Here is a 23300-nt window from a genome sequence, read left to right as displayed (position 1 = left end):
CGCCCTGTATCGGGCGGCGTTTTCGTGTTTGTGGGCACTGGTCATGCCGCCTTCAAGGCGGTAACTAAACCCTAACTTCAGGGGAACACGGTTATGACGTCGCAAATTCAGCCGCAGCCCGGCATCATGGATATCGCCTTGTATGAGGGCGGTGCCGCCACGGTTGCGGGCAAGTCCAATATTACCAAACTATCCTCGAACGAAAATCCGGCCGGCCCGTCGGATAAGGCCAAAGAGGCCTTTGCGCGGTCGGCCCATCAGTTGCACCGCTATCCCAGTACCGATCATGCCGCGTTGCGTCTGGCGATCGGGCAGACCCACGGGCTTGAGCCTGAGCGGGTGGTTTGCGGTGTGGGCAGCGACGAGATCATCCATTTTCTCTGTCAGGCCTATGCCGGACCGGGGGATGAGGTGCTGTTCACCGAACACGGGTTCCTGATGTACCGCATTTCAGCCATGGCCGCCGGCGCCACCCCCGTCGAGGTGGTAGAGCGCGAGCGCACCACCGATGTCGCGGCGCTGCTGGCCGCTTGCACAGATCGCACCAAGCTGGTCTTTATCGCCAACCCGAACAACCCCACCGGCACGATGATTTCAGAGGCCGAGATCGCGCAGCTTGCCGATGGCTTGCCGCCACAGGCGATCTTGGTGCTTGACGGGGCCTATGCCGAATATGTCGACGGTTATGACGGCGGGCTGGCCCTGATCGAGGCACGCGAAAACGTGGTGATGACGCGCACATTTTCCAAGATTTACGGTCTGGGCGGGCTGCGCATCGGTTGGGGCTATGGGCCCAAGGCGATCATCGACGTGCTCAACCGTATTCGCGGGCCGTTCAACCTGTCGAATACGCAGCTTGAAACCGCCGAGGCCGCCGCGCGCGATCAGGATTATGTCGCCCGTTGCCGTGCCGAGAATGCCCGCCTGCGGGTCTGGCTGGCCGAGGCGTTGGCCACCCTTGGCATCCCGTCCGATACGTCGCTTGGCAATTTCATCCTTGCCCGTTTCGCCAGCAGTGAGGAGGCCGAGGCCTGCGATATGCACTTGCGTGGTGAGGGGCTGATCGTGCGGCGGGTGGCAAGCTATAAGCTGCCGCATTGCCTGCGGATCACCGTGGGCGATGAAAGCGCGTGTCGGCGCGTTGTCCATGCGATTGCCCAATTCAAGGGCAAGGATTGATGGCCGCTGTTTACAAGAAAGTCGCGCTGATCGGCTTGGGGCTGATTGCGTCATCGATGGCCCATGCCATGCGGCAACGGGGGCTGGTGGAAACCATCACCGGCCACGCCAAATCGGCCGAAAGCCGTGCCGCGGCACTGGAATTGCGCCTGTGTGACGCGGTGTTTGACACCGCCGCCGCGGCGGTAGAGGGCGCGGATCTGGTCGTTCTTGCCGTGCCTGTCGGGGTGATGGGCGATGTCGCCGCCGAGATTGGCCCGCATCTGAAGCCGGGCGCGGTGGTGACGGATGTCGGCTCGGTCAAACAGGCGGTGATTGAGGCCGTTGGACAGCATCTACCGGAAAACGTTCACTTTATTCCGGGGCACCCGATTGCGGGGACGGAACATTCCGGCCCCAGATCGGGCTTTGCGACCTTGTTTGAAAACCGCTGGTGGCTCTTGACCCCGCCAGAGGGCACCGCCCCCGATGCCGTGGCCCGCCTTCGCGCGCTTTGCGAAGGTATGGGGGCCAATGTCGATGAAATGGAACCGGCGCATCACGATCTTGTGCTGGCCGTGACCAGCCACACGCCGCATCTGATCGCCTATACGATGGTCGGGGTGGCCGATGATCTGCGCCGCGTGACCGATAGCGAAGTAATCAAATACTCTGCCGCCGGTTTTCGGGATTTCACCCGTATTGCGGCCTCGGACCCGACGATGTGGCGCGATGTGTTCTTGACCAATAAGGACGCCACACTGGAAATCCTTGGCCGTTTCACCGAAGAGCTTTTCGCCCTTCAACGGGCCATCCGCATCGGTGACGGCGCGCATTTGCACGATTACTTCACCCGCACCCGTGCGATCCGGCGTAGCATCATCGAGGCGGGGCAGGATACCAACGCGCCCGACTTTGGCCGTGGCAGTGCCGCCAAGGCAGATGGTGCCGCAGGATGAGGATCGTATTTCCCCTGCTTCTGGCGGCGTTTGGTTTTGCAGCACCCGGTTGCGCTGATGATCCGTCCCAGCGGCCCAAGCCAAGACCGGATGCCGCCGTCTTTTCGAATTTTGTGAACGCTGGTCGTCAGACCGGGTTCGTTTGCAATGACCGCTCTGTGCAGGGCGTGAAAATTCCCAAGATCAAAGGCAAGGTCGAAGGATGTGGTATTGAGGATCCGGTGCGTGTGACATCGGTTGGCGGTGTTGCGCTCAGCGCGCCTGTGACGCTTGATTGCGATACGGCGCAGGCCCTGAGCCGCTGGGTCACCAAAGAAGCAAAGCCTGCCTTTGCGGTTAAGGGCCTAGTAGGGTTGCGTGTGGCCGCCCATTATAGTTGCCGCACCCGCAACCACAAAAAAGGCGCACGTATCAGCGAGCATGGGCGCGGAAAGGCGATTGATATTGCGGGGTTTCAGCTAAAAGACGGGACTGAGGTTTCGGTGCTGCAACATTTCCGGAAACGGCAGGGCGCGCCGATCCGAAAGGCGCATAAGGGGGCCTGCGGGATTTTCGGGACAACCCTGGGGCCGGGCTCTGACGGGCATCATATGGATCATTTGCACTTTGATACGGCCTCCTATCGTGGCGGGCCATATTGCAAATGACGGTTAGCGCAGGCGCGGCGCGGGGCCGACCGGAATAGCACCGACCATCGCGCGCCCGTTGCGCAGGCTTACCGGGATCTCCAAAGTATCGCCGTTTTCTTGCGCCAAGAACCCCGCCGCCTGTTCCCAGAGCTGCCGGGCATCCGGCGCAATCAGCCCCATTTGTTGTGCCACATCCAACGCCAGAGGCCAGTTCGTCAGCTTCAGCATAATATCGCCCTCGGCAAAGCCCGCACTATCGGCGATCAACCGTCCCTTGGCCGAGACATGCATATTCCCCCAATCCACCCGCGCCTCGGCAAGGTCCAGGGTGGCCAGACGCGGGCGGGTCTCAAGGATCAGGCGATCAATCGGGGCGGTAAATCCCAAAGTGGTATCCAGCCGGATCAGGCCAATGCGGTCGGGCAAGATGCCGCCAAAATGTGTCATCAACTGCGGGTCGGGCGCAAACTCGGTGAGGGTCAGGGCAACCTCATGCGCGTCCCCTTTGAGCTTGCGAGAGGCAAAGCGCAGAGCATCGGCGCGCAGGGACCAGCCACTGTCGCCTTCTGCCGTCAGCATATCGCCGATCAGAGTAATCCGGTCCAGCGGCAGAGTGGGAAGGGGGCTGGCCACAAGACTTGCCTGCATTTTCTCGGTCCGAAGGGTGATGCCCTCATAGGGCAAGGTCAGCCGTTGTTCCGGCGCAAAGGCGGCAATCAGATGCCAGGGCTTATAACTCAGGCTGAAAAGCTGCACAAAAGCGGACTGCCAGCCGATGCCGGTTGCGGGATCTGCAAACTGCGGCCGGGTCACGGTCAGATCGAAACGGTTGGGAAAGCCGCGCACGGCCAAGCCGTCATGATCCGCGGTTTTGCCGTTGTCCTGTAGGCTGGTGATCCAACTGTTTGCCGCCCCCTCAAACCCGCGCGCGCCGATGAACCAATAGCCCGACCAGAGGGCCACAAGTACCAGTACCAACCCTGTCAACCACCGCATTGCCGCCGCCCCTCTTTTAATTTCGACCGTTTTGCGATTTATAGGGCGAAATGAAAAGAGGCCACGTCGATGCACAAACCACTTTGGATCTTTGGCTATGGATCGCTGATCTGGAACCCCGAATTTCCGGTGGCAGAGCAGCGCGTGGCGCGGTTGTCGGGATGGCATCGCAGCTTTTGCATGCGTTCCATCCATTACCGCGGAACCGAGGCCGCGCCCGGGCTTGTGCTGGCGCTGGACCGAGCAGCGGCGGCATGTTGTACCGGGGTTGGCTTTCGCGTGACGGACGGGGCAGAGCCTGAAACCCTTGCCGCTTTGCGCGAACGCGAATTGATCTCGGGGGCCTATCTGGAGGAATGGCTGCCCCTGACATTGGATTGCGGGCGTGAGGTTACGGCGCTGTGCTATGTGATCAACCCCGACACCAACCAATATTGCGGCGGCCTGTCCTTGGAAGAGCAGGCGGACATTATCGCCACCGCAGCGGGTGGGCGTGGCCCGAATTGTGACTATCTGTTCAATACCGCCTCTCATCTGGTGGAACTGGGCATTGCCGATCCGGATATGCAGTGGCTTTTTACCCGCGTTCAGGCTTTGCGGGACGCGGGTCATAAATGATGGTTGGCATAGCGCGCACAGCAGCCTAAGCTGGTCATTATTAACCCAAAAAAGGTCATGCGCGCCGAATGGACAAGACCGTAACCGAGGCAGAACTGTCATTCACCCATCCGATCCGTCAGATTGTTCTGATGCTGATTGTGATTGCCCTTGTCTCGGCCGGGGCCTTTGTGGCGTGGGGGCAGCTGTCGGGCGTGTTTCTGGCCAATGTCTGGTTGAACGGCTTTATCGGGCTGGTCTTTGTCTTTGGGGTTTTTGCCTGTTTCTGGCAGGTGTTCCAGCTGATGCAGTCGGTGCGCTGGATCCTTGGGTCTGCCGGTCGCGACTCACAGCGCGATAGGGTGCATGTGCCGCGCCTATTGGCACCATTGGCGGCCTTGCTGCGCGGTCGGGGTGCGCGGATGCAGATCTCTGCCTCTTCCTCGCGCTCTATCCTTGATAGTGTGGCGACGCGCATTGATGAGGCGCGCGATATAACGCGGTATTTGGTCAACCTGTTGATCTTCCTAGGCCTTTTGGGAACCTTCTACGGGCTGGCCACCACCGTTCCCGCCGTGGTTGAGACCATCCGCAACCTCGCCCCGCAAGAGGGCGAGACGGGGATGCAGGTGTTTGACAAGCTGATGGGCGGCCTTGAGGCGCAGCTTGGCGGTATGGGCACGGCGTTTTCCTCATCGCTTTTGGGGCTTGCCGGATCGCTGGTTGTGGGCCTGTTGGAGCTGTTCGCCAGCCACGGGCAAAACCGTTTTTACCGCGAGCTTGAGGAATGGCTGTCGACCATCACGCGGCTGGGGTTCTCTTCGGGGGAGGCCACGGAGGCTGAGGTCGGTCTCGGGGGCGTCATGGACCAGATGGCGCGCCAGTTAGGCCAGCTTCAGGATGTGTTTGTGCAGGCAGATGTTTCGCGCGGTTTGGCGGATGAACAGCTTGGAAACCTGTCGGCTGCGGTCCAGGATCTGTCGGCCAAGGTGCAAAGGGGCGCCGAGGCGCAGGATACGCTGGCCCAGATTGCCGCCACGCAAAGCGCACTTTTGACGCGGATTGCCGATGGGCAGGACAGCTATGCCACCGTGCTTGCCAAATCGAACGAAGAGGGGCCGGATGCGGAAAACCGGATGCGGCTGCGGTCAATTGATGTGCAGCTTTTGCGGATATTGGAAGAGATCGCGGCGGGACGTCAGGAAAGCATGTCCGATCTGCGGGCGGATATTGCCGGTCTGACCAATGCGGTGCGGCAGCTCTCGCGCAATCCTGCGGGGCGGGGCTAGGCCATGGCGCTGAGCCGGAGGTCATCGCAGCGGATGAACGGCGCGATCTGGCCGGGCTTTGTCGATGCGATGACGGCGCTGCTTCTGGTTTTGATGTTCGTGCTGTCGATTTTCATGATTGTGCAATCGGTGTTGCGCGAAACCATCGACAGTCAGGACCATGAGCTGGACAGCCTGGCCGCGCAGGTTGCCGGGCTGACCGATGCGCTGGGGCTTGCGCGGGGACGGGCCGAGGATCTTGAACAAGACGTCGGGCGTTTGCGCGCAACCCTGTCAGAGGCGCAGGCCGAAGGTACGGCACAGGCGGCACTGATTGCAACGCTGTCGGGACAGCTTTCGGCGCGGGAAAACGATCTGGAGGTTGCGAGCGCGCGGATTGCCAGTTTCGAATCCCAGGTCGCCAGCCTCTTGGCCGATCGTGACGCGGCCTTGGGGCGGGCGGATGATCTGGCCGCGACCGTCAGTGATCTTGAGGCTGCGCAAACCCGCCTGTTGACCGAGCAGGAAGCCTTGAATCTGGCCATTGCAAAAGCGCGCGATGAGGTGGATGCCCAAGCAGAGGCGGCACGGCTTGCCGCCGCGCGCAGTGACGCGCTGGACGCCTTGGTCGCCGATTTGCGATCAAAGCTGACAGCGGGGGAGGCAACGCTTGCCGATGCACTGGCCCGGTTAACACAGGCTGAGGCGCAGGCCGCAGGTCTTTCGACGGCCACGGCGCAAATTTCGGGGCTGGAGGAAGAACTGACAGAGGCCGAGCGCGCCTTGCTTGCGGAACGGGCCGCCGCCGAGGCTTTGCGTGTCCGTCTTGCCGATGTGCAAACCGAGTTGAGCGAGGAAGAAACAGCCCGCCTTGCCGATATTGCCGCCGCCGAGGGGCTGCGCGCGCGTCTTGCCGCGTCGGAAACGGAACTGACCGCGATGACATTGGCACTGGAAGAACAGCGCAAACGCGCAGAGGAAACCCTGACCTTGCTGGCCGCTGCGCAGACGACGGCGGCGGGCGCATTGACCGAAAAAGAGAGCTTGCTTGCCACAGCGCAGGCCGCCTTGACGCAAGAGCAGGAAAAATCGGCCGAAAACGCACGGCGCATGGCGCTTTTGAACGAACAGATCGCAGATCTGCGGAGCCAACTGGCAAATCTTCAGGGCTTGCTGGATGCGTCTTCTGCGCGGGGTGAGGCGGCGGATATTCGGCTGGATGAAATGGGGGCGCAGTTGAACACGGCGTTGGCCCGCGTTGCCGAAGAACAGAAAAAACGCGCTGAATTGGAAGAGGCAGAGCGCATCCGGCTGGAGGCGGAAACCAAAAAGTTGGAGAGTTTTCGTTCGGAGTTCTTTGGTCAAATGCGCGAGGTTCTGGCCGGCCGCGATGGGGTGCGTATTGTAGGGGACAGGTTTGTATTTTCTTCCGAAGTGTTGTTTGAGCAGGGATCAGCGGATCTGGCAGCCGAGGGGCGCCAGCAAATTGCCGGGGTAGTGGCCATCCTGCGTGAGATCTCGGACCAGATCCCGGCGGGTATTGACTGGGTCATCCGTGTGGACGGGCATACGGATGATGTGCCGCTTTCTGGGCTGGGTGAGTTTGCGGATAACTGGGAGTTGAGCCAGGCCCGCGCGCTTTCGGTGGTACGTTTTATGCAAAATGATCTTGGCTTTCCACCGGGCAGAATGGCGGCGACCGGATTCGGGGAGTGGCAGCCCGTTGCGCAAGGCGACTCGGAAGCAGCCCGCGCGCAAAATCGGCGGATTGAGTTGAAATTGACCGAACGCTAGGTTGGCTGCTTGTCGGATGTACGGACAATTATATGGCATGAAGTAGTGCCTGTAGGCGGCGTCGGAACTGTTTCCCTCAGTGATGCCTGTACGGTCGTCCAACAGGCCACTTTTTTAAGTAGCTTCAAATATTCAATTCTTCACGTTTTGGCGACAGCGATATTGGTGATATACGATGTTGCCCGCGGGTGTTTTCTGTTGACGGCAGATGGCGCTGAAGTCCGGAAGACGCCAATCCAGGCCGGTTGGCCACTAGAAAATTTCAGCAAAAGCTGCCGTCTGGCGGAGCGCTGTGCTTTGCTCGGATATCCGTGGTCGGCATGAGTTGGGGTTTTTGCCGCGACACCTGATCACGCCGAGACCTCCGCAATAATCGACTTGAAACCCTTCATAAGCCGGTGGGCTCCGCAGATATTGTCTGTGTTTCTATACCTCGATTTGCCAGTTCTTCGGGATATGAAGGCAACCAAAAGTGCCTTTGCGTCCATTTACGGTTGTCTGCCGACGATCTGGCCATTCCCAATAATTCATTAGGAGCAGGCGTGCGGTTGTTCGTCCGGGCTTTGATGATGACGTGCTTCATGTTGCACGCATGGGCGACGGCCTTATGCTGGTGAGCAAGTTGATTACAAGCCGCGCCAAAGAATATGGCCCCCGCTATTGGCAGGGGCCATATGGCAATAGTGTTTTGATTATTCTGCCGTTAACAAGCGGGTTTTGCGCCCCGTGATGCGGGCTTTGCCCGGCTCTTCAAAGGTCAGGTCGATCGCGCCATCTTTCACGCCGACTTTGACAACACCACCTTTAATCAGCTTGCCGAACAAAAGTTCTTCGGCCAGTGGTTTCTTGATGCTTTCCTGAATGACACGGCCAAGTGGACGTGCCCCCATTTTATCATCATAGCCCTTTTCGCCGAGCCAGTCCGCGGCCTCTTCGGTCAACTCGATATGGACGTTGCGATCCAGCAGCTGTGCCTCAAGCTGCAATACGAATTTCTCCACAACCTGGCGGATGATATCGCGGCCCAAGGGGGCAAAGCTGATCACGGCGTCAAGGCGGTTGCGGAATTCGGGCGTGAATGTCCGTTCGATCGCCGCAGTATCTTCACCCGTCCGCCGGTCACGACCAAAGCCAATTGCGGATTTGGACATTTCCTGCGCACCGGCGTTGGATGTCATGATCAGGATAACATTGCGGAAATCCACTGTCCGGCCGTTGTGGTCGGTCAGCTTGCCGTGATCCATGACCTGCAACAAGATGTTATAGACGTCGGGATGCGCCTTTTCCATTTCGTCCAGCAGCAAGACGCAATGCGGATGCTGATCTACGCCATCGGTCAACATGCCACCCTGATCAAATCCGACATAGCCCGGAGGGGCCCCGATCAGACGCGATACGGCGTGTTTTTCCATGTATTCCGACATGTCAAACCGCAACAGCTCCACCCCCAAGGTGTTGGCGAGCTGGTTGGCCACTTCGGTTTTGCCGACACCTGTTGGCCCGGCAAAGAGGTAGTTGCCGATCGGTTTCTCAGGCTCGCGCAGCCCCGCCCGTGCCAGTTTGATCGCCGAGGACAGTGCTTCAATCGCCTTGTCCTGCCCGAAGACCACCCGCTTGAGCGTTTTTTCCAGATCACGCAGCACTTCTGCATCATCCTTGGAGACGCTCTTTGCCGGAATTCGCGCGATTTTTGCAACCACAGCCTCAATCTCTTTGACACCGATGGTTTTACGGCGCTTGGACTCCGCGACGAGGTGCTGTGCGGCACCGGCCTCATCAATGACATCAATCGCGCTGTCGGGCAGCTTGCGGTCATTGATGTAGCGTGCGGCCAGTTCCACAGCCGTTTTAATCGCATCGGCGGTATAGCGCAGATCGTGGTGTTCCTCAAAATGCGGCTTCAGGCCGGTCAGGATCTTGATCGTATCCGGCACAGAAGGCTCATTCACATCGATCTTCTGGAACCGGCGTGCAAGGGCGCGGTCTTTTTCGAAATGCTGGCGGAACTCCTTATAGGTGGTGGAGCCCATGGTGCGCAGCTTGCCACCCTGAAGCGCGGGTTTGAGCAGGTTGGAGGCATCCATTGCCCCGCCCGAAGTGGCACCGGCACCAATGATGGTGTGGATTTCGTCGATGAACAGCACCGCGTCGGGATGCTCTTCCATCTCCTTCACCACAGCTTTCAGGCGTTCCTCAAAATCACCGCGATAGCGGGTTCCGGCCAGAAGGGCACCCATATCAAGGCTATAAATGGTGGTTTTGGCCAGAATATCGGGCGTCTGGCCGTTGATGATCTTCCAGGCCAGACCTTCCGCGATCGCGGTTTTGCCCACACCGGGATCACCCACCAACAGCGGGTTGTTCTTGCGGCGACGGCAGAGAACCTGGATGCACCGCTCTACCTCTGCCTCACGCCCGATCAGGGGGTCGACATCGCCGTTGATCGCCTTGACGTTCAGATCCACACAATATTTGGAGATCGCGGAATCCTTGGCCTCACCGGCTTCGCCCTTGGGGGTTTCGTGGTCTTCGGCACCTGTGACGGGGCGCGCCTCACCAAAGGCGGGGTCTTTGGCGACACCATGGGCGATATAGTTCACCGCATCATAGCGGGTCATATCCTGCTCTTGCAGGAAATAGGCCGCGTTGGATTCGCGTTCGGCAAAGATGGCGACCAGTACATTGGCGCCCGTCACCTCATTGCGGCCCGAGGATTGCACATGGATCGCCGCGCGCTGGATCACGCGCTGGAAGGCGGCTGTTGGTACTGCCTCGGAACCATCGACATCGGTGATCAGGGTGGACAGATCATCCTCGATGAAATCGTTCAGGGTTTTGCGCAGCTCATCAGTATCGACCGAGCATGCCTTCATGACCCGAACGGCGTCCGGCTCATCGATCAGGGCCAGAAGCAAATGTTCCAGCGTGGCGAGTTCGTGGCGTCGTGCATTGGCAAGGGCCAGCGCGCCGTGGATTGCCTGTTCAAGCGTTGTAGAAAATGATGGCACGGTATAGTGCTCCTCGTGTTCTGCGGGTCGAAGGGGCGGTTGCCCGTTGACCATGGCCTCATAGTCTTAAGGTTCGGTTTTATTTCGGCGGCTTCAAGTGTTATTTATGATTAATCGTGATTTGTGACGCAGAAACCGGAAAAAGTGATGGGATAAGGGGGCTGGGTCAGAATGCATCCTTCCTTGCCCGGATTTCAGTGAAAGCATCGACGTCAGGTGCCGTGGCCATGCCAAGTGCTGCCTTCAGTGATGGGTCAGGGGCGCGGAGGAACGGGTTGGTCTTGCGTTCTTGCGCCAATGTTGTCGGAACCGTCGGGGTGCCTGCTGCGCGCAGATCGGCCACCCGGCTTGCTAATGAGATAAGGTGCGGATTGTCAGGTTCAAGGGAAAGCGCGAAGGCGATGTTGTCGGCAGTGTATTCATGACCTGACAAAAGCAGGGTTTCATCCGGCAGGCTGGCGGTTTTGCACAGGCTGTTCCACATCTGTGCAGGCGTCCCCTCAAACAGGCGGCCACAGCCCATGACCATCAGGCTGTCGCCGGAAAAGAGCATCCCCGAGGCGGGAAAATAAAAGGCGATATGGCCGACGGTATGGCCGGGCATATCGAGGATCTCGACCGCTTCACCGCAAATTTGCGGGGTGTCGGTGTCGGTCAGGGTATGGTCCAGCGGCGGCAGGCGGTGCGCATCCGCCGCAGCCCCCCAGACGCGCGGCTTTGCGGGCAGCCCTGCCAAAAGATCGGGCAACCCGTCAATATGGTCCCAATGATGGTGCGTCAGCAGCACATCCGTCAGGGTCCAGCCGCGCGCTGCCAGTGCCTCAAGAATGGGAGCGGCCTCGGGCACATCTATCAGGGCGGTGTCCTTGGTGACGGGGTCGTGGACCAGAAAGGCGTAATTGTTGGACAGACAGGGGATGGTGATAAGTTCAAGTGCCATGGTCTTTTGCCTCTCTTAGGGTATTGTACCACAACTTCGCCCGAAAAAGGCTCTTTGTGCAATGCATCTTGATGTACTCGATCTTCGCAACTTTTATTACCGGACCAAATTGGGCCGCGTAGCACAACGCGCGATTCGCGATACGGTGGTGCGAATGTGGCCCCATGCCAAAGGGCAGACGATGGCGGGCTTTGGTTTTGCCGCGCCTTTGATGCGCCCCTATCTGGCGGATGCGCGGCGTGTGATCGCGATGATGCCCGCACCCCAAGGTGTTATGCCATGGCCCGCAGGCATGGAAAATGTTTCGGTTTTATGTGAGGAGGCCGCTTGGCCTTTGACGACGGGGATCGTGGACAAGCTGATCCTGATGCATGGGTTGGAGACATCGGAGCAACCCTCAGCCGTGCTGGAGGAGGCTTCTCGGGTGCTGGGCCCCGGCGGGCGGGCGCTGTTTGTGGTGCCGTCACGGTCGGGCCTTTGGGCGCGGAGGGACGTGACCCCCTTTGGCTTTGGTCGCCCCTATTCGCTGGGGCAGCTGGAGGCACAGTTGAAACGCCATGATTTTACCGTCGAGCGCAGCGTCTCGGCGCTTTATGCGCCCCCATCGGGGCATCCGTTTTGGCGCAGGACATCCGAGTTCTTTGAGCGCAACGGGCGGCTGTTTTCACCGTTCATTTCGGGCGGGGTGCTGATGGTAGAGGTCTCCAAACAGGCGCGCGTAGCGCCGCGGGGTGGGCTTGGTGCCGTGGTGCGCCGCCCGCTGCGTGTGCTGGAGGGGATGGGCCAAGGCGCGCCGGAACCAGCGCTGCGCGATTCCTCTTCCGCTGGCAAAGCGAATGGAAACGAGTAATCATGCTTGCGGTTGCCCACGGGGCGGTCGATTTATCGGTGAAACAAGGGGGGTGTTTGAATGCGTAAACAGATTGCTCTTGCGGCAACATCAGCTTTACTGACCTTTGCAACAGGTGCTGGCGCTGCAGTTGTTTCACCCGCGCCGTTTTGGTCTTTCTATAAGGCGAACCCTGATTTCCATTTTATTGACCTTGGCTCTTCGTCTGAGATGTATTTCTTTTTCGGCCTCGGTGATACGCCTCCGAGATGAAATCATGCACGGTGCGATCGGGCCAGATATCAGCCTGCATTCGGGCGCGCCTGACGTGTTTTCGTTTGATCTGGGTCCGTGCAATGCCATTGGAATCGGTGTATAATGTGGGGGCAAAGCCTATTTCACGCCCAAAGCATTGGGTGGTTTTTCCGACGAATATGAAATAGCGGCGCTCATTGATTTTGCAGAGATACAGGGTGACGACGCCGACGAGGCGTATTTATATTTATACAGTGGCGCGCTTCGGATTAGTGTCATCGGGGCGGGCATTCCTTTGGTTCCGCTTCCGCCTGCGGGGTCTTTGTTGGGGCTGGGTGTGTTGGGCTGGTTGGTGCTGCGGCGCAAAAAGGCCGTGGCGTGGTGATACGCTTGCTTGTGCAGGCGTAACTATGAGGCGCATGCACCCGGTGGATTCGGTGTGGCGATTCTGTGTGACAGTACGGTAAAATTGTCGATTGGCGCGGCTAAGGGGTATGGTAGCGCAAAACCTCTCCATCTGGGGCGTAACAAAGGTTAAATTGCGTTATACGGGAGGTTGCAGCAGAAAACCTGCTCTGCTAAACAACTGAAAAATTCAGACGCATACGCGCCCGTATGCGCCAAGGGATGCCCTTATGTCGTGTTATACGTCTAAGGGCTTTATTTCGGAAGGGATGACGTGTCAGAACCAGCTTCGATCTCCTCCGGCATTGCTGCTCGCTACGCCACCGCTTTGTTTGAGCTGGCGAAGGAAAGTAACGGTATTAAGGCGCTGGAGGGTGATATTGATGCCCTTGACGCGGCCCTGACCACCAGCGCTGACCTTGAAGCGTTGATTGCCTCGCCGGTTTACAGTCGTGACGATCAGGCAAATGCAATTGCCGCGATAGCCAAGAAAATGGGGCTATCGGCCCTGACCGCAAATACACTGGCCCTGATGGCTTCCAAGCGTCGCTTGTTCGTACTGCCGCAGTTGATAACAGTCGTGCGCGATATGATCAGCGCGGAAAAAGGTGAGGTGACGGCTGAGGTGACCTCGGCCACCAAGCTTTCGGCTGCACAGGCCAAAGATCTTGCCGAGACGCTGAAGGCGCGTGTTGGCAAGGACGTGAAACTGAAAACCGCTGTCGATGAATCCCTCATCGGTGGTCTTATCGTCAAGCTCGGCTCCACCATGATCGATACTTCGGTCAAGGCAAAGCTCGCGGCTCTCCAGAATGCAATGAAAGAGGTCGGATAAATGGGTATCCAAGCAGCTGAAATCTCTGCGATCCTCAAGGACCAGATCAAAAACTTCGGCCAAGATGCTGAAGTTGCCGAAGTCGGCCGGGTTCTGAGTGTCGGGGATGGTATCGCCCGCGTACATGGTTTGGACAATGTTCAGGCCGGCGAAATGGTCGAGTTCCCCGGCGGGATCCGCGGCATGGCGCTGAACCTTGAAGTTGATAACGTCGGTGTCGTTATCTTCGGGGATGACCGCAGCATCAAGGAAGGCGACACCGTCAAGCGTACCAAGTCCATCGTGGACGTGCCTGTTGGTGATGAGCTGTTGGGCCGTGTTGTTGACGGTCTGGGCAATCCGATCGACGGTAAGGGTGCGCTCGGTACGTCCAAGCGCGCGATTGCCGACGTGAAGGCCCCCGGCATTATTCCGCGCCAATCGGTGCATGAGCCAATGGCAACTGGCATGAAATCGGTTGACGCGATGATCCCGGTTGGCCGTGGCCAGCGCGAATTGATCATCGGTGACCGCCAGACAGGTAAAACCGCGATTGCGCTGGATACCATTCTGAACCAGGCGTCTATAACAAAGCTGCTGGCGACGATGAATCCAAGAAGCTGTATTGCGTTTATGTCGCGATCGGCCAGAAGCGTTCTACTGTTGCGCAGCTGGTCAAGAAGCTCGAAGAAACCGGTGCGATTGCCTATACCACTGTTGTGGCTGCGACCGCCTCTGATCCGGCACCGATGCAGTTCCTGGCGCCCTATGCCGCGACCTCGATTGCGGAACATTTCCGCGACAATGGCCGTCACGCGCTGATCATCTATGATGACCTTTCCAAACAGGCCGTGTCTTATCGTCAGATGTCGCTGTTGCTGCGCCGTCCTCCGGGGCGCGAAGCCTATCCGGGCGACGTGTTCTATCTGCACTCCCGTTTGCTGGAGCGTTCTGCGAAACTGAACGCCGATCACGGTTCGGGCTCTTTGACGGCGCTGCCGATCATTGAAACCCAAGGTGGTGACGTTTCCGCCTTTATTCCAACCAACGTGATCTCGATCACCGACGGTCAGATATTCTTGGAAACCGAGCTTTTCTATCAGGGTATCCGTCCGGCTGTGAACACCGGTCTTTCGGTTTCGCGGGTTGGCTCTTCGGCGCAAACGGATGCGATGAAATCGGTTGCGGGTCCGGTCAAGCTGGAACTGGCGCAGTACCGCGAGATGGCTGCCTTTGCGCAGTTCGGCTCTGACCTTGATGCCTCGACCCAAGCGCTGCTGAACCGCGGTGCGCGTCTGACAGAGCTGATGAAGCAGCCGCAGTATTCGCCTTTGACCAACGCAGAAATCGTTTGCGTCATCTTTGCGGGCACCAAGGGCTACCTTGACAAGATTGCTGTCAAAGACGTCGGTCGCTACGAGGCAGGCTTGCTCAAGCATCTTCGTTCCAATCATGCGGACCTGTTGGCAGATATCACCAACAACGATCGTAAGGTGAAGGGCGAGCTTGAAGACAAGATCAAAGCCGCGTTGAACGCATATGCAAAAGATTTCGCCTAAAGGGGTAGGTAGATGCCGAGCCTAAAGGACTTAAAAAACAAGATCACGAGTATTAAAAACACTCGTAAGATCACAAAGGCCATGCAGATGGTTGCCGCGGCGAAGCTTCGCCGCGCGCAAGAAGCTGCTGAGGCCGGTCGGCCCTATGCCGAACGGATGAATGCGGTGATGGCGGGGCTTTCGGCCTCGGTCGGAACCTCCTCCAGCGCGCCCCGGCTTCTGGCCGGGACGGGTGAGGACAAGGTGCATCTTCTCGTCGTGATGACGGCGGAGCGTGGGCTTTGCGGCGGCTTCAACTCCTCGATCGTGCGGATGGCAAGGTTGCAGGCGAACAAGCTGTTGGCCGAGGGCAAGACCGTGAAAATTCTGACTGTCGGCAAAAAAGGCCGGGAGCAGTTGAAGCGTGATTTTGCGTCGCATTTCATCGGCCATGTGGATCTGTCTGAAGTGAAGCGCGTGGGCTATGCGCAGGCACAGGGGATTTCCCGCGATATTCTGGCGCGTTTCGACGCGGGCGAATTCGACGTGGCGACTTTGTTCTTCAATCGCTTCCAGTCGGTTATTAGTCAGGTGCCAACGGCGCAGCAGGTTATTCCCGCGCAATTTGATGCGGAAGATGCTGGTGACTCGGTGGCGCTGTACGATTACGAGCCGTCAGAGGAAGGCATTCTGGCCGATCTTTTGCCGCGCGGTGTGGCGACCCAAGTCTTCACCGCTTTGCTTGAAAACGGGGCCTCGGAACAGGGTGCCCGGATGAGTGCGATGGACAACGCAACACGCAACGCGGGCGATATGATCGACAAATATACGACGATCTACAACCGTTCGCGTCAGGCTGCGATCACCAAAGAACTCATTGAAATCATCTCGGGCGCTGAGGCGCTTTGACCCGCTAACGGAGAATTGACATGGCGAAAGCACCAAAAGCAGCCGGCAAGATTACGCAAGTAATCGGCGCTGTCGTGGACGTGCAGTTCGAGGGTGAGCTTCCGGCCATCCTGAACGCATTGGAAACAAACAATAACGGCAAGAAGCTGATCCTCGAAGTGGCCCAGCACCTTGGCGAAAGCACCGTGCGGACCATCGCGATGGATGCGACCGAAGGTCTGGTTCGCGGCGAAGGCGTAACCGACACCGGCGCACCGATTTCGGTTCCGGTTGGCATGGGGACACTTGGCCGCATCATGAACGTCACCGGCGACCCGGTTGATGAAAAAGGCCCGGTCAAGGTTACGCAAACCCGTTCGATCCACGGTGAGGCACCGACCTTTGCCGAGCAGTCGACCGAGACCGAAATTCTGGTGACCGGCATCAAGGTTATCGACCTGCTGGCCCCCTATACCAAAGGCGGTAAAATCGGGCTCTTCGGTGGTGCCGGCGTTGGTAAAACCGTTCTGATCATGGAATTGATCAACAACATCGCCAAAGTACACTCGGGCGTGTCCGTATTTGCGGGTGTGGGTGAGCGTACGCGCGAAGGCAACGACCTTTACCACGAGATGATCGAGTCCGGCGTTATCGTTCCCGATGATCTGGAACAGTCGAAAATTGCGCTGGTATACGGCCAGATGAACGAGCCTCCAGGTGCGCGTATGCGGGTTGCCCTGTCCGGTCTGACATTGGCCGAGCAGTTCCGCGACGAGACCGGTTCGGACGTTTTGTTCTTTGTGGACAACATCTTCCGCTTTACCCAAGCCGGTTCGGAAGTGTCCGCGCTCTTGGGCCGTATCCCTTCCGCTGTGGGCTATCAGCCAACACTGGCGACCGACATGGGTGCGATGCAGGAACGCATTACATCCACCAAAAACGGTTCGATCACATCCGTGCAGGCCGTTTACGTTCCGGCCGATGACCTTACCGACCCTGCGCCTGCGACATCCTTTGCCCACCTCGACGCGACAACCGTTTTGGACCGTTCGATCTCGGAAAAAGGGATTTATCCGGCTGTGGATCCGCTTGGTTCCACCTCGCGCCTGCTTGACCCGTTGATCATCGGCGAAGAGCATTACGGTGTGGCTACCTCGGTTCAGCAGGTTCTGCAGCGCTACAAGTCGCTTCAGGATATCATCGCGATCCTCGGGATGGATGAATTGTCCGAAGACGACAAAATTGCCGTCGCCCGTGCGCGTAAGATCGAGCGCTTCCTGAGCCAGCCATTTGACGTGGCCAAAGTCTTTACCGGCGCTGACGGTAAGCAGGTTCCATTGGAAGATACCATCGCCTCGTTCAAGGCTGTTGTTGCGGGTGAATACGATCACCTGCCAGAAGCTGCTTTCTACATGGTTGGTGGCATTGACGAAGTAATCGCCAAAGCGCAGCGTCTTGCTGAAGCTGCGGCTTAAGGGGGCAACATGGCCGCGACTTTGCAATTCGACTTGGTGTCACCGGAAAAGCGGCTTGCCTCGTTTCAGGCCGTTGAAGTTCAAATTCCGGGTGCCAATGGCGATATGACGGCGATGGAAGGGCATGCCGCCACCATCACCACACTCCGCCCCGGCATCTTGAAAGCAGTTGGAACTGATAAGACCTTGGCATTTGCCGTCACTGGCGGCTTTGCCGAGATCAATGCTGCTGGTATTTCGGTTCTGGCCGAACAGGCCGTGCCGGTTGAGGATCTGTCCGGTACCGTTCTGGATGGCATGATTGATCAAGCACGGGAGCTTGCGGCAGTGGCGCTGCCGGAAGACAAAGATGATGCTGAGAAATTGGTGCAAGATATGATGGCTCTGCGCCAGCACGCTTCGCATTGATCCGGTGACATATTTAAGAAGGCCCCGATTTTTCGGAGTCATTCAGAGTTGTAGGACACGGGCGGCAGGAAACTGTCGCCCGTTTTCTTTATCAGTCCGCCATCGACCCTGAAGTTTTTCCCACATCGGCGTGCCTTGGAACAGCCAAGGTTGATAGAGAATCCTGGTGAGGTCGGGCAGGTGGGGAGGATTGCCTCGTCGGCGGTGTCTCTTCTTCTTGGTAACTCCGCTTGAGGCTTCCGCCTCTTCGGGGGCATCTGCTTCCTGACCCGAGCCCTTTGGTTGCGATGGCTGCTGGACACCCAACCGCATCGCCGGCGTGGTCCTGGTGACCTTATGGGTGCGCCTCTACGACACGAGGCTCGCCCTGTCTGTCCCCGGCACCGCGATGCGCCAGATCTGTGGGCCCTTCTCATCTGACATGGGAGCATCCCCCGCGCCTTCTGGAGACGATGCATCCGCCTTAAGAGGCGTTTTGTAGAGCGTCCAGTCGAACAAGTTGTAGTGCACGCGCCATATGTCCTTCAGAGTGATCAGGACGCGCGGATTTTAGGCGAGGCCGTTGATGTACGTGACGCCCACGCGAGAGCTACGGCCATCTGCGCGCTGGATGTTACTGACGCGCGGATGGCATTCATGAAGATGGAGGTCGGCTGGATTGGGCAATGGACCCAGCCACGAGCTTCTCGACTGGTCGTTTGGTTGGTGTGGTCGATAGGCTTCAGGTTCGCGGAAGTCCAGCTCTGTAGCGCTTCCCAAGGCGTCAGGTGGGGATGCATATCGCGCCAACTGGTGAGGCTTTTCGAAAACTCCGCCTGATTCTGCGGTATACGGTCGATTAGTGCGTTTTTATTAAACCCGATGACCGCCCGTTCGAAACTGTCCGCGAGGATCTCTTCGCGGCAGATGTGTGGCACAACGCGGGCCATTTGTCCTTCTTTCTCGCCAATGAGGGCGAGCTTACCGCGGGGGATTATCCACTTGAGGCACGCAAGGGTCGCCGCTTTCGTGTAGGTATCGTGGGTCATAATGCCATCGAAGGCGTTCCGGCTGTCGCGCGCTCGCTTTGCGAAGTTGAACCTGTGATCGCGTAGGTGCTCAATCTCGTCGGTCCGGGCGCAGGCGCTTCTCTGCTGCGGAGAAGGGTGCCAGTTCATCGAAACGTGCTGTCGGCCGCTGGAAGTACAGCAACGGCGCGGTGAAGTTGCCTTTCGAGTTCCGATACTGCTTGCGAAGAGTCGAGCCCCGAGCGACGCCGAAATCGGCATCCTCGATGAACTCCCGCGGGTCGATGGTCGGATCGAAAACCACGTCGCAGCGGACGACATAGCCCGATCGGATGGCCGCGCTCACCGAGCAGTTCAGCTGCGTAATTTTGGGGTCGATCTTGGTCTGCCAGTTCGCGCTGACAGAGATGTCGTCGTGGGCGATACGGCTGTGGATATAAGGTTTGCCGTCCTTGATGCGCTCTTCGAATATAAGAGCGAATTGATTTCCGGTGGCAAACCAATCCCGGACATTTCCGCCACCTTTCTCAAAGTTGCGGATCGCCAGAAAGACCGGTTTTGTGGCGGCCTCCTCGGTCGGGAACGAGCCACGGGTCTTGATCGATTTGCGGATGGCCGGATCAAAGGCAGAGAACAGGGTCACCTCCTGCCATGCCCGCCGCCAAGCCGGGGCAATTGAGGCGTATTTCTCAGCCGCAGCCAGATCAGCGGTCGGGGCACTGTAAATCCGGCGCAGATCTGCGGTCACGACCTTACGGTCCTTCCACGCGTAAAAGTTAAGCGAATGGCGCACCAGATGCACGATACATGGCTGGACCGTGGCTTCTGGGAAGGCGGCGGTGATGGCATTGGTGAAAGCCTTTCAGCCCATCTGTTACCGACAGTGATTTGCTTGCAAACCATGAGAGGGCACAACGGCGATCAGCACGTCCTGAAGCCCTCGGTTCTTCAGCTCATTCATCACCGACAGCCAGAATTTGGCACCTTCATTGTCGGCAACCCACAGGCAAAGCACCTCACGAACCCCGTCACGGTTGACGCCGAGCGCCACGCAAACAGCCTTGTTCTTTACCATCCGGCCGTCAGCATCCGGGATTTTGGCTCGCAGTGCGTCGAAAATCACGATGGGATACATCCGCTCCAGCGCCCGTGTTTGCCTTTCGTGGATTTCATCCAGCACCGCATCAGTGACACGGCTGATCGGGTCTGGCGCGATCTGCGGCATAGAGACCGATGATCTTGTCATCCACCCCATTAATCCGCGTCTGCACCTGCTTGACCAGTTCGAGCTCGAAACTGCCGTCCCGGTTGCGCGGAATGGAAATCGGCGGCGCTCCATCCTGGCCCTTGAGCATCTTCGCGGATGGTCCCTTGTGCCGATTGGCTTGGTCCGCCGGCGCATGCTTGCCGTATTCATACCCCAGATGCGCTGTCAGCCCGGCATTCAGCATCCGTTACATCAGCTTGATCTTGAGTTCTTTGATCAACCCGGCCAATCATCGGGAAAATGATCCCCCGGATCATTTTCTGACCCTCCTGATACCAAGCAGATCCTCAGGCCGCCCGCAGTCCTTTAGAAGTTCGTCCAGCAGTTCCTTGGAAATTGTCATTGTCCGTGCTCATCTCAGCAAGCATGGACCAAACCGCAGTTATACAGATGGGGTGGTTGCCGCCCTCCCCAGACGGCATCGCAATGTCCCGAGGTTGTGGTGTTGAGAAACACGAAACCGAAAGGACGACAAGTTGCAAGATACAATGATCGGTGTTGATCTGGCAAAAAATGTTTTCCAGCTGCGCGGCGCCACGATGACGGGGCAATTGAAATTCTGCAAGAAGTTGACACGGCCGTAGTTCCGGCAGTTCACGTCGGACCAACCGTCTGCATTCGTCGTGATGGAGGCCTGCGGTAGTGCGAGCTATTGAGCCTGTGAAAGGATCCAGCGTGGTCATGAGGTGCGGCTGATTGCACCTCAATACGTGCGGCCGTTCGTGAAGAAGCAGAAAAACGACACGGCCGATGCCGAGGCAATAGTCATCGCGGCGCAGCGCCCTGAGATGCGCTTCGTCGGGCCGAAGTCTGAGGACCAACAAGCTCGCGCCGTGCTGTTTCGTACCCGAGAACGCCTTGTCCGCCAACATGCTGAGCTCACACACGCGCTGCGCGGGGCGCTTTATGAGTACGGCTCCACCGTCCCACAGAGGATCGGGCATCTAAAGCGCATAGAGGCAATCCTCAACGAGAATATTAGCAGTCCGCCCGTGCCGCTCCGCGAAGAATGCCGAGACCTGATGGCGCAGATTACCGAGAAGACCGCGCGGATCGAAGCCAAGACGAAGAAAGTAAAGAGGTGGGCGGAGCAGAGCAACACGGCGCTTCAGTTGCAAACTATGCCTGGTGTCGGACCCATGACCGCGCTTGCGATCGAGGCTTTTGCTCCGGAAATGAAGAGCTTCCGACGCAGACGGGACTTTGGCGCTTGGTTGGGTCTTGTGCCGCGCCAGCACTCTTCGGGCGGCAAAGGGCGGTTGGGGCGTATATCAAAGACAGGTCAGGCCGACATTCGACGCCTGCTGATTATTGGTGCAATGCCTCGGCTGAACTGGATGGGCGCAAGTCGATCCCGGAGGGTTCCTGGCTCGCGCAACTGCTATCAAGAAAGCCACGAATGCTGGTCGCGATCGCATTGGCCTACAAGATGGCGCACGCAGTGTGGGCCATGCTGACGAAAAACGAGAGATGCCGAGATCCGACCTCTGCAAAAGCCGCTGCAGGTTAAAAAATGGCACAGTATCAAAAGCGCAGAGATCGGCAAATGGGGGTGTGGGAAGCCGATGACCTAAATGGACGAAATGATCGAATAGATATGGATTGCGAAAACCAGGCGAACTTCTGGAGCAAGAATATCTCGGTACACCGGTATGGACCCAATCTGCGGATCACCATACCGGCTGACGTTGCCCCCAATTTTTATCCAGTGTGAGCGAGACTCCGGGGTTGAGTTTTGCCCATTTGGGCGGGTTGAGCAACGGGGGCTGGCGCGGAGCTTTGCTGATTGCGCAGCGTCAGGCCCCGTTGCGGGGCGAAGGTCTGGGCGAACTCGGCGGGCGTTTGCCATCCAAGGCGTGAGTGAGGTCGTTCAGAGTTATAGTCCGTGCGCCATGCGGCCAGCGTGACGCGCGCGTGGTGCAAAGACGGGAACAGTGTTTCATTCAACAGCTCGTCACGCAGTCGGCCGTTGAAGCTCTCGATGAACGCATTCTGGGTCGGTTTTCCCGGCGCGATGTAGTGCCAGTCGATCTTGCAGTCATCGGCGAAGGTCAGGATTGCGTTCGAGGTGAACTCGGTCCCGTTATCGCTGACCATCGTCTGGGGCTTGCCGCGGGCGCCAAACAAGGTCGCCAGTTCTCGCGCCACACGGGCACCCGACAGTGAGGTGTCGGCGATCAGAGCCAGGCATTCCCGCGTGCAATCATCGACGACGGTCATGATGCGGAACCGGCGGCCGTCCGTGAGTTGGTCTGACACGAAGTCGAGGGACCAGCGCTGGTTCGGCATCATTGGCAGCACCATCGGAGCCCGTGTGCCCATGGCCCGTTTGCGCCCGCCCCGGCGGCGGACATGCAGCCGTTCCTCGCAGTAGATGCGGAACAGGCGCTTGTGGTTCACCTCATGGCCTTCGCGTCTCAGGAAGACATGCAGCCGCCTGTCGCCGAATCGACGGCGCACCTTGGCCAGCTCCTTCAGCCGCTCGCGCAGCACGGGGTCGCCCTGCCGGACCGCCTCGTAGCGCATGGTCATCCGACAACAGCCGATCACCCGGCACGCCCGCCGCTCGCTCATCCCGTGGTCTTCCACAAGATGCGCGACCGCTTGCCGCTTCGCGGCGGGCGCTACCATTTTTTTCCGAGAAGATCCTTCAAGGCCGAATTGTCGAGCATGGCATCGGCGAGCAGCTTCTTCAGCCTGCCGTTCTCATCCTCGAGCGCCTTCAGCCGTTTGGCTTCGCTAACATCCATACCGCCATACTTGGCTTTCCACTTGTAGACGGTTGCATCGCTGACGCCGTGCTTGCGGCACAGATCGGCGACGGAAACACCGGCCTCATGCTCCTTCAGAATGCCGATGATCTGTTCTTCGGTAAACCTGCTGCGCTTCATCTCTGGTCCTTTCGGTTGGGCCAGAGGCTATCTCAAAATGGATTAGGCGGAGGGGGCAACGTCACGAGCCTCGTGACCGAGCTTGCCAATCTCACGCCCCCAATAATGGGACGTAGCGCAAGCCTCCATAGCAACAACGCACCTTGGAAGCTTACTCAGGAACGCAATAAGCTG

18 protein-coding genes and 4 pseudogenes are annotated in these 23300 nt (G+C 58.5%); 14 read left to right on the top strand and 8 right to left on the bottom strand.

All coding sequences use genetic code 11. The annotated features are described in order from the left end of the window. Positions 1 to 93 precede the first annotated feature (93 nt). Genes hisC through AKU94_RS18725 form a run of 3 tightly spaced genes read left to right on the top strand, consistent with a single transcriptional unit; the run spans position 94 to position 2764 of the window. Positions 94 to 1179 carry a histidinol-phosphate transaminase gene (hisC, locus tag AKU94_RS18735; RefSeq protein ID WP_050528777.1) on the top strand — a complete coding sequence of 362 codons (1086 nt, stop codon included), beginning with the start codon at positions 94 to 96 and terminating at the stop codon, positions 1177 to 1179. Further along, positions 1179 to 2117 carry a prephenate/arogenate dehydrogenase family protein gene (locus AKU94_RS18730; RefSeq protein WP_050528776.1) on the top strand — a complete coding sequence of 313 codons (939 nt, stop codon included), beginning with the start codon at positions 1179 to 1181 and terminating at the stop codon, positions 2115 to 2117. The genes hisC and AKU94_RS18730 overlap by 1 nt, the downstream gene beginning before the upstream one ends. Next, positions 2114 to 2764 carry an extensin-like domain-containing protein gene (locus tag AKU94_RS18725; protein WP_050528775.1) on the top strand — a complete coding sequence of 217 codons (651 nt, stop codon included), beginning with the start codon at positions 2114 to 2116 and terminating at the stop codon, positions 2762 to 2764. Before AKU94_RS18730 ends, AKU94_RS18725 begins: the two co-directional genes overlap by 4 nt. A 3-nt stretch (positions 2765 to 2767) precedes the next feature. Here AKU94_RS18725 and AKU94_RS18720 read toward each other — a convergent pair whose 3' ends face one another. After that, positions 2768 to 3742: a DUF2125 domain-containing protein gene (locus AKU94_RS18720; RefSeq protein WP_050528774.1), complete on the bottom strand. Its 975-nt coding sequence runs from the start codon at positions 3740 to 3742 to the stop codon at positions 2768 to 2770. A gap of 69 nt (positions 3743 to 3811) precedes the next feature. Here AKU94_RS18720 and AKU94_RS18715 point away from each other — a divergent pair, with 69 nt between their 5' ends. The 3 genes from AKU94_RS18715 (at position 3812) to AKU94_RS18705 (ending at position 7401) form a co-directional block, all read left to right on the top strand. Then, positions 3812 to 4360, top strand: a complete 549-nt coding sequence (locus AKU94_RS18715; RefSeq protein ID WP_050528773.1) for a gamma-glutamylcyclotransferase — start codon at positions 3812 to 3814, stop codon at positions 4358 to 4360. A 68-nt stretch (positions 4361 to 4428) separates the two neighbouring features. Next, positions 4429 to 5628 carry a hypothetical protein gene (locus AKU94_RS18710; protein WP_050528772.1) on the top strand — a complete coding sequence of 400 codons (1200 nt, stop codon included), beginning with the start codon at positions 4429 to 4431 and terminating at the stop codon, positions 5626 to 5628. 3 nt (positions 5629 to 5631) lie between these two features. Next, positions 5632 to 7401 (top strand): peptidoglycan -binding protein, encoded by a 1770-nt coding sequence (locus AKU94_RS18705; RefSeq protein ID WP_050528771.1) that lies wholly within the window; start codon positions 5632 to 5634, stop codon positions 7399 to 7401. Between the two features lie 692 nt (positions 7402 to 8093). Here AKU94_RS18705 and clpA read toward each other — a convergent pair. Continuing rightward, complete coding sequence (gene clpA, locus AKU94_RS18700; RefSeq protein WP_050528790.1) at positions 8094 to 10409, bottom strand: ATP-dependent Clp protease ATP-binding subunit ClpA; 2316 nt, start codon at positions 10407 to 10409, stop codon at positions 8094 to 8096. Between the two features lie 166 nt (positions 10410 to 10575). Beyond that, a complete protein-coding gene (gloB, locus tag AKU94_RS18695; protein ID WP_050528770.1) occupies positions 10576 to 11349 on the bottom strand; it encodes a hydroxyacylglutathione hydrolase in 774 nt (257 codons plus the stop codon). Between the two features lie 61 nt (positions 11350 to 11410). On the opposite strand from gloB, the gene AKU94_RS18690 reads away from it, so the two are divergent. The 7 genes and pseudogenes from AKU94_RS18690 to AKU94_RS18655 all read left to right on the top strand — a co-directional run bounded on the left by AKU94_RS18690 (position 11411) and on the right by AKU94_RS18655 (position 17961). After that, positions 11411 to 12199 (top strand): methyltransferase domain-containing protein, encoded by a 789-nt coding sequence (locus AKU94_RS18690; protein WP_050528769.1) that lies wholly within the window; start codon positions 11411 to 11413, stop codon positions 12197 to 12199. A gap of 60 nt (positions 12200 to 12259) precedes the next feature. Then, positions 12260 to 12451, top strand: coding sequence for a hypothetical protein (locus tag AKU94_RS19860; protein WP_157056626.1), 192 nt, complete (start codon positions 12260 to 12262; stop codon positions 12449 to 12451). Positions 12452 to 13112: 661 nt separating this feature from the next. Continuing rightward, complete coding sequence (locus AKU94_RS18675; RefSeq protein WP_050528766.1) at positions 13113 to 13673, top strand: F0F1 ATP synthase subunit delta; 561 nt, start codon at positions 13113 to 13115, stop codon at positions 13671 to 13673. After that, positions 13674 to 15211, top strand: a pseudogene (atpA, locus tag AKU94_RS18670) (F0F1 ATP synthase subunit alpha). A gap of 12 nt (positions 15212 to 15223) precedes the next feature. Then, the gene (locus tag AKU94_RS18665) at positions 15224 to 16099 is read left to right on the top strand and encodes a F0F1 ATP synthase subunit gamma (RefSeq protein WP_050528765.1); all 876 of its coding nucleotides are present in this window, start codon (positions 15224 to 15226) and stop codon (positions 16097 to 16099) included. A gap of 20 nt (positions 16100 to 16119) precedes the next feature. Continuing rightward, complete coding sequence (gene atpD / locus AKU94_RS18660) at positions 16120 to 17553, top strand: F0F1 ATP synthase subunit beta (protein WP_050528764.1); 1434 nt, start codon at positions 16120 to 16122, stop codon at positions 17551 to 17553. 9 nt (positions 17554 to 17562) lie between these two features. Beyond that, entirely contained in the window at positions 17563 to 17961 is a 399-nt protein-coding gene (locus AKU94_RS18655; RefSeq protein WP_050528763.1) for a F0F1 ATP synthase subunit epsilon, read from the top strand. A gap of 533 nt (positions 17962 to 18494) precedes the next feature. On the opposite strand, the gene AKU94_RS18650 is transcribed toward AKU94_RS18655, so the two are convergent. The 3 genes and pseudogenes from AKU94_RS18650 to AKU94_RS20965 all read right to left on the bottom strand — a co-directional run bounded on the left by AKU94_RS18650 (position 18495) and on the right by AKU94_RS20965 (position 20419). Beyond that, positions 18495 to 18989, bottom strand: a complete 495-nt coding sequence (locus AKU94_RS18650; protein WP_157056625.1) for a hypothetical protein — start codon at positions 18987 to 18989, stop codon at positions 18495 to 18497. A 70-nt stretch (positions 18990 to 19059) separates the two neighbouring features. Further along, positions 19060 to 20193 (bottom strand): annotated as a pseudogene (locus AKU94_RS18645) (IS256 family transposase). Further along, positions 20153 to 20419 carry a transposase gene (locus AKU94_RS20965; protein WP_408633714.1) on the bottom strand — a complete coding sequence of 89 codons (267 nt, stop codon included), beginning with the start codon at positions 20417 to 20419 and terminating at the stop codon, positions 20153 to 20155. Before AKU94_RS20965 ends, AKU94_RS18645 begins: the two are co-directional and overlap by 41 nt. 304 nt (positions 20420 to 20723) lie before the next feature. On the opposite strand from AKU94_RS20965, the pseudogene AKU94_RS18640 reads away from it, so the two are divergent. After that, positions 20724 to 21745, top strand: a pseudogene (locus AKU94_RS18640) (IS110 family RNA-guided transposase). 191 nt (positions 21746 to 21936) lie between these two features. On the opposite strand, the gene AKU94_RS18635 reads toward AKU94_RS18640, so the two are convergent. Next, positions 21937 to 23126 (bottom strand): IS3 family transposase gene (locus AKU94_RS18635; protein WP_157056624.1). Its coding sequence is split into 2 segments (ribosomal slippage): positions 21937 to 22868 and positions 22868 to 23126, totalling 1191 coding nucleotides; the frame shifts between segments, so codons are not numbered across the junction. A gap of 48 nt (positions 23127 to 23174) precedes the next feature. Beyond that, positions 23175 to 23300: pseudogene (locus tag AKU94_RS20610) on the bottom strand (IS110 family transposase); the annotation flags it as partial.

Source organism: Pseudorhodobacter aquimaris, from assembly GCF_001202025.1.
In the GTDB taxonomy this organism is placed as follows: Bacteria; Pseudomonadota; Alphaproteobacteria; order Rhodobacterales; family Rhodobacteraceae; genus Pseudorhodobacter; species Pseudorhodobacter aquimaris.
The sequence above is the reverse complement of the archived record's forward strand: the minus strand, read 5'-3'. Positions and strand labels throughout refer to the sequence as shown.